This is a genomic window from Luteibacter sp. P4_E6 (assembly GCF_056401535.1).
The window spans coordinates 1-6,042 of sequence record NZ_JBFUJE010000238.1 but is presented as its reverse complement, the minus strand read 5'-3'; the positions used below and the strand labels follow the sequence as shown (position 1 = coordinate 6,042).

Genomic DNA, 6,042 nt, shown 5'->3' with positions numbered 1-6,042 from the left:
CATGATCACGCCGTGGGCAGTGAAGATCTGGTCGTAATGGTGAGGTGGCAAATAGCCTGCGGAGCCGTTGGCAGCGATCGCTTGCTGCGCGCGCATCATCAGCGCGTCGGCGAAGCCGCGAAGAAGCATGACCAGCGCCAGGATGATGTACATCACCCCGATGCGCTTGTGGTCGACCGACGTCAGCCACTCGCGCCAGAGATAGGTCCACTTGCGATAGTAAGTCACGGCGGCGAGCAGGGCCGCGCCACCGAGCATCACGATAACCAGGGTACCCATGATGATGGGCTCGTGGAACGGGATGGCGGATAGATCGAGTTTGCCGAACATCGTGTTCAGTCCTTCGCCGGCGACGTTAAGGGAAGCGTTTCCGCATGCTGCGGATCGAGTACGGAGGGAATGCGGGCCACGGTGTCAGACGGGCCGCAGATTTCGCCACCGGCGGCCTTCGGCATGTATTGGTCGACCACGTGTTCGAACAAGCCAGGTTCGACCTTGCCGAACTTCCGCGCTGGCTCATGCTCGCTGGGTGCGGTGAGTGCGCGGTAGCCATCGGCAGTCAGCGCTGGCGACGACGTACGCGTGCGCTTGATCCAGTCCGCGAAGTCCGCATCGTTCACGGCGATCGTGTCGAAGCGCATGCCCGAGAAGCCGGCACCGCTAAACGCTGACGACCGGCCCGCATACGTACCCACCTCATCAGCGATCAGGTGAAGCCGCGTTTCCATGCCGGCCATCGCGTAGACCTGGCTACCGAGGCGTGGAATGAAAAACGAGTTCATCAACGAGTCGGCGGTCAGGTGGAACTCGATCGGCGTGTGCGCCGGGATGACCAGTTCGTTCACCGTCGCAATGCCGTAGTCGGGATAGATGAAAAGCCACTTCCAGTTGAGCGCGACCACCTCGACCTTCACGGGCGGGCGGTCCGAAGCGAGCGCTTTGTACGGATCGAGGGCGTGCGTGCTCCGCCAGATCAGCACGGCGAGCACGGCGACGATCACGCACGGAATGGTCCACACGACCACCTCGATCGTCGTGGAGTGCGACCACTCAGGCGCATAGGTAGCCTCGGTGTTCGTCGCGCGGTATCGCCAGAAGAAGTACAGGGTCAGCGCGATCACCGGAATCACCACGAGCAACATCAGGCCCGTCGAAAGCAGGATGAGGTGACGTTCCTGGTTGCCGATGTCGCCTTTGGGATTGAACAGGGCGAGACGGCAGCCCTGAAGGAGCAGCGCGCTGCCTACGGCGGCAAGGCGCAGCGCGGGCCGGTGGGTTCGGTGGAGCAGCGACGCAAACATGTATGCATCCATAAAGGGATGCATCGCATACTATGCATCTACAATATCCATACATCGGTGGCATTGTGACGCGGACAACCTCCATACAAGGGCTCGACTGGGCGGCGGCGCTCGACGAAGAGGGCCCGCGCTACCTGCAGGTGGTTCGCTTCATGGAAAGGGCCATCACCGACGGACGGCTGCGGCCGGGGGATCGCCTTCCGCCCCAACGCCAGCTGGCCACGGCACTCGGCATGGACCTGACCACGGTGACCCGGGCGTACGCGGAAGCCCGCCAACGCAAATTGCTGCACGCCAACGGCGCCATGGGAACCTTCGTCTCCGCGCCACGGTTCGATACCGCCCAGGTCGTGGACCTTGGCATGAATATCCCGCCCCCGCCCCAGGGCGTGGATCTCACCGCCTTGCTCAAGCGCGGCGTGGACCAGGTACTGACCCATACCGATTCGCACCTGTTGATGAGCTACCACCCAGGCGGTGGCAGTGATGTCGATCGCGCCGCCGGCGTCGCGTGGCTCGCCCCGATGCTGGGACGGCTGGAGAACGCGCGCGTCGTGACCTGCCCCGGCGCACAGGCGGCCCTTGCGGGGCTGCTTCTGGCCCTGAGCGATGCCGGCGACACCGTACTGACCGAACCGGTGTTGTACCCGGGCATGATCAGCGCCGCCGCGCATCTGGGCCGACGACTCGTTGCCGTGGAAAGCGACGCCGAGGGCATGCTTCCCGATGCCCTTGACCAGGCGACCCTCGCGCATAAGGCACGCGTCATCTATCTCAACCCTACCCTGCGCAATCCGACGGCGACGAGCATGCCTGCGACACGCCGCGAACAGCTCGTCGCGGTAGCGCGAAAGCGCGACCTGCGCATCATCGAAGATGACCCCTATTGGCCTTTGTGCCGGGCGGCGCCGCCACCGATCGCACGCCTCGCGCCGGAGCGGACCTGTTACATCGCCACCCTGTCGAAAGCGTTGACGCCCGGCCTGCGCACCGCTTACGTCGTGACGCCGGATGCCTCGTCGCGCTCGGCGTTCCTGGGCAGCCTGCGCGCGGTAACCCTGATGTCGACGCCGGTCATGACGTCACTGGCGACCCAATGGATTCACGACGGCACGGCTGCGACCTTGCTCGATGGCGTGCGTGCCGAAGCAGGCGAGCGGCAGTCCATGGCGGCGCGGATACTCCGCCCGGCGAACCTGCTCACTGGTGCGGAAGCCCCCGCCGCCGAAGGCATTCATCTCTGGCTACCACTGCCGGGACGGTGGACGGCACGTGCGCTGACGATGACAGCGCGCCTGGAAGGCCTCGCTGTCACACCGTCGGATGCGTTCTCGTATGGCGCCCCGCAGGAGCAGGCGATCCGCATTTCACTAGGCGGCGTGAAAGATCGCGTGCGTCTGAAACAAGGGCTCGATCGACTGATGCAGTTGATGGAGAGCGGTGATGAGGGCGCTGATTCGGTCGTTATTTAGCCGATTACATGAACCCGTCAGGCAGCGATATCCTCAACCCACACATGCCCCGCCTGCTGCAGAAGCTCGCGCGCCGACTCCGGACCCCACGTGCCCGCCTCATAGCTGTCCGGACCCTTCGTATCCTGGCTCCAGCCCTCGAGGATCGGCGTGACCCACTGCCAGGCGGCTTCGGTTTCGTCCTTGCGCACGAACAACGCCGGGCTACCCTTGACCGCATCGAGCATCAGGCCCTCATACGAGTCGCGGTAACGAATCCGTTCCGGCTGACCGAGCTTCGATAGCGCATCGACTTCGTCCAGGCCGAAGCTGTTGCCCGGGTGCTTGACGAACAGCGGCAGGGTGACGCTCTCGTTCGGCTGCACCCGGATGACAAGACGACTGCCCGGACGCGCCTCACCGAACAGACCGGGCTCACCCGCGCGGAACTGCACCACCACCTCGGTTACCTTCTCCGGCATGCGCTTGCCCGAGCGCAGATAGAACGGCACGCCCTGCCAACGCTCGTTATCGATCTCCGCCTTGAGCGCAACGAAGGTTTCCGTGTTGCTCTCGGTCTCGCCCGGCAGCTCCTCACGATATGCGGGCACCGACTTGCCGCCGGCCGTGCCCTGCACGTACTGGCCACGAGCGACATTGGCGCGCAGGTTGTTGCGATCGAGCGGCTTGAGCGACTTCAACACGCGCACCTTCTCGTCGCGCAGGGCGTCGGCATCGAGCGAGCCCGGGCGCTCCATGGCCACCACGGTCAGCACCTGGAGCAGGTGGTTCTGGATCATGTCGCGCAGGGCGCCAGAGCCGTCGTAGTAGCCGCCGCGACCCTCGAGGCCTACGGTCTCCGCGGCGGTGATCTGCACGTAGTCGATCGACTCGCGGTCCCACATGCGCTCGAGCATCGGGTTGGCGAAGCGGAGTGCGATGATGTTCTGCACCGCTTCCTTACCCAGGTAATGGTCGATGCGGAAGATGCTGTTTTCCGGGAAGTAGCGGCCGACGTTCTCGTTGACCTTGCGCGCGGTGTCCAGGTCGGTGCCGATCGGCTTCTCCAGCACGATGCGCGAGGTCTCACTGCGCAGGCCCTTCTCGGAGACATTCCGGGCGATGTCGCCGTAGAGATCCGGCGCGGTCGCCAGGTAGAACACGCGGACGCGATCGGCGCTGGCGTTGGACTCGAGAAGGCTCTTCAGGCCGTCCCAGTTACCGGTCGATTCCGCGCCATTGAGGCTTACATAGTGAACCAGGCGGAGGAACCGGTTTACCGTCGCGTCGATCAACTCGTCGGCGCGGACATGTTCACTCAACGCCTTGCGGGCGCGTTCACGGTAGGTCTCATCATCCAGCGGCGAACGCGCCGTGCCGACGATACGCGAGTCCGCGGTGATCTGGCCTTCGGCGAAACGGCGGTACAGCGCGGGCAGCAGCTTGCGCATGGTGAGATCGCCGGTGGCACCGAAGATCACGTAATCGAAGGAAGCGACGGGTTCGAGCTGGGTTGAAGCGGTCATGGCGAAAGATTTCCGGGGAGGCTGGAGATGGGGCGGCGCACTCGCCGTCACGGGACGGATGAATGATGCGGTGCCGCAGCGCCCTTTCAAGTGCCTCGATCTAAATGAATCTTGCGTGGGCGGCATAAGTGTTATGACCGGCCACGTATGACAGGTGGTGACATGGCGTCCCCATGCATGGTTGGAGCTATTTCATCCAACCACCAGGGAACACCGAACCATGAGCAAGCTGAAAGAGAAAGTCGCGGTCGTCACGGGCGCTTCCAAGGGCATCGGCGCCGCCATTGCCAAGTCGCTGGCTGCCGAGGGCGCCGCCGTCGTCGTCAACTACGCCTCGAGCAAGGCCGGTGCCGACAAGGTCGTCGCCGAGATCCAGGCCGCGGGTGGCAAGGCCGTCGCCGTCGGTGGCGACGTGTCCAAGCAGAAAGATGCCGAGGGCATCGTCAATGCCGCCATCGAACACTTTGGCCGTCTGGACATCCTTGTGAACAACTCGGGCGTCTACGAGTTCGCCTCGATCGACACGACGACCGAAGAACTGTTCCACCGCACCTTCAACGTCAACGTGCTCGGCGTGATCCAGGTCAGCCAGGCGGCTTCGAAGCACCTCGGCAAGGGCGGCAGCATCATCAACATCGGTTCGGCCGTGACTCGCATCACGCCCGCCGAGAGCGCCGTCTACACGGGTACCAAGGGCGCCGTCGACGCTATCACCGGCGTGCTTTCCCGCGAACTGGGTCCGCGCGGCATCCGTGTGAACTCGGTCAACCCGGGCATGGTGCAGACCGAAGGCACCGAGACGGCCGGCTTTATCGGTTCGGACTTCGAGGCCTGGGCCGCCGGCCAGACCCCGCTTGGCCGCATTGGCCAGGTAGGCGACATCGCGCCGATCGYCACCTTCCTTGCCTCGGACGACGCAGGCTGGCTGACCGGCGAGCTGATCGTCGCGTCGGGTGGCATGCGCTAAGCGTCAAAAGCATCGCCGATGAATCGGCACCTACCGAGCGGGGTGTCGTTCCCCGCTTGGGGTGCGCCCTGCTTGGGCCGTGCCTGCTCGGTAGGAGCCGATTCATCGGCGAAGCTCTCCGCCTCAATCCTCCTCAACCCACCTCAATCCCCCGAATCCCCCAGCCCATAAAGCTCCGGGTGCAGGAACGGCGCCATCGCCAGCACCAAGGCCTGCGTATACGCGCCTTCGCGCGTCGCATGCCCGTTGGTGACCAGGCCGATCGCCCCGCCCTGCTGCTTGATGTTGACCGTGCCGAACAACCGGTCCATGACATGGCCGAGTTCTTCGCCGTCGAGCAAGGCTTCATACACGGCCGGTGGCAGCGGCAACCATGCGCTACAGCCGACCGACACATAGCCCTGGCTGGCTATCGCGACATAGCCGAACGTGCCGGGGCCATCCTCGGTCACATCCACGCCGCCCTCAAGGGCGACGTAGAAATCCGCGTCTCCGTGCTGCCGGCAGAAGTTCATCCGGTTGACCGCACCTTCACGAGTCTCTGCGGCGTTCATCGGCTGGTCGGGCACGCCGGAGGGTGCGTGCATACCCTCGCATTCCAATAGCCTGCCGGGAAACAGCGGCGCCAGTGCATTGCGCACAGCGCCGATCTTGACGGGGTTGCGCGAACCGACGAGTACGCGGATCGGCGCCGTGGTGTTGGCGGACATCGACGGAAACCTGTTGGGGACGGCTGCGATACTACCAGCCGCACCCAGCACTTTAGAGCCGGAAACCGCCGACTACCTCTTCCAGCC

The 6,042-nt window shown here is 64.4% G+C and carries 6 protein-coding genes; 2 read left to right on the top strand and 4 right to left on the bottom strand.

From position 1 onward, the window contains the following. Both AC1DT2_RS14090 and cyoA read right to left on the bottom strand, forming a co-directional pair. Positions 1-330 (bottom strand): cbb3-type cytochrome c oxidase subunit I (locus AC1DT2_RS14090; RefSeq protein WP_477296967.1); only part of this gene is annotated, 330 nt, incomplete at its 3' end. Positions 331-335: 5 nt separating this feature from the next. Further along, the gene (gene cyoA, locus AC1DT2_RS14085; protein ID WP_477296966.1) at positions 336-1,301 is read right to left on the bottom strand and encodes a ubiquinol oxidase subunit II; all 966 of its coding nucleotides are present in this window, start codon (positions 1,299-1,301) and stop codon (positions 336-338) included. Positions 1,302-1,366: 65 nt separating this feature from the next. On the opposite strand from cyoA, the gene AC1DT2_RS14080 reads away from it, so the two are divergent. After that, positions 1,367-2,773 (top strand): aminotransferase-like domain-containing protein, encoded by a 1,407-nt coding sequence (locus AC1DT2_RS14080; RefSeq protein ID WP_477296965.1) that lies wholly within the window; start codon positions 1,367-1,369, stop codon positions 2,771-2,773. A gap of 17 nt (positions 2,774-2,790) precedes the next feature. Here AC1DT2_RS14080 and zwf read toward each other — a convergent pair whose 3' ends face one another. After that, entirely contained in the window at positions 2,791-4,278 is a 1,488-nt protein-coding gene (zwf, locus tag AC1DT2_RS14075) for a glucose-6-phosphate dehydrogenase (protein ID WP_063572786.1), read from the bottom strand. A gap of 220 nt (positions 4,279-4,498) precedes the next feature. Here zwf and AC1DT2_RS14070 point away from each other — a divergent pair, with 220 nt between their 5' ends. After that, entirely contained in the window at positions 4,499-5,245 is a 747-nt protein-coding gene (locus tag AC1DT2_RS14070; protein ID WP_477296963.1) for an SDR family oxidoreductase, read from the top strand. Positions 5,246-5,388: 143 nt separating this feature from the next. Here the strand turns inward: AC1DT2_RS14070 and yjjX are convergent, their stop codons facing one another. After that, complete coding sequence (gene yjjX, locus AC1DT2_RS14065; protein ID WP_477296962.1) at positions 5,389-5,955, bottom strand: inosine/xanthosine triphosphatase; 567 nt, start codon at positions 5,953-5,955, stop codon at positions 5,389-5,391. Positions 5,956-6,042 lie beyond the last annotated feature (87 nt).

Excerpts from the sequence above, each read along its gene's own strand:
- cyoA (WP_477296966.1), bottom strand. The coding sequence starts at position 1,301 with ATGTTTGCGTCGCTGCTCCACCGAACCCACCGGCCCGCGCTGCGCCTT.
- yjjX (WP_477296962.1), bottom strand. The coding sequence starts at position 5,955 with ATGTCCGCCAACACCACGGCGCCGATCCGCGTACTCGTCGGTTCGCGC.
- zwf (WP_063572786.1), bottom strand. The coding sequence starts at position 4,278 with ATGACCGCTTCAACCCAGCTCGAACCCGTCGCTTCCTTCGATTACGTG.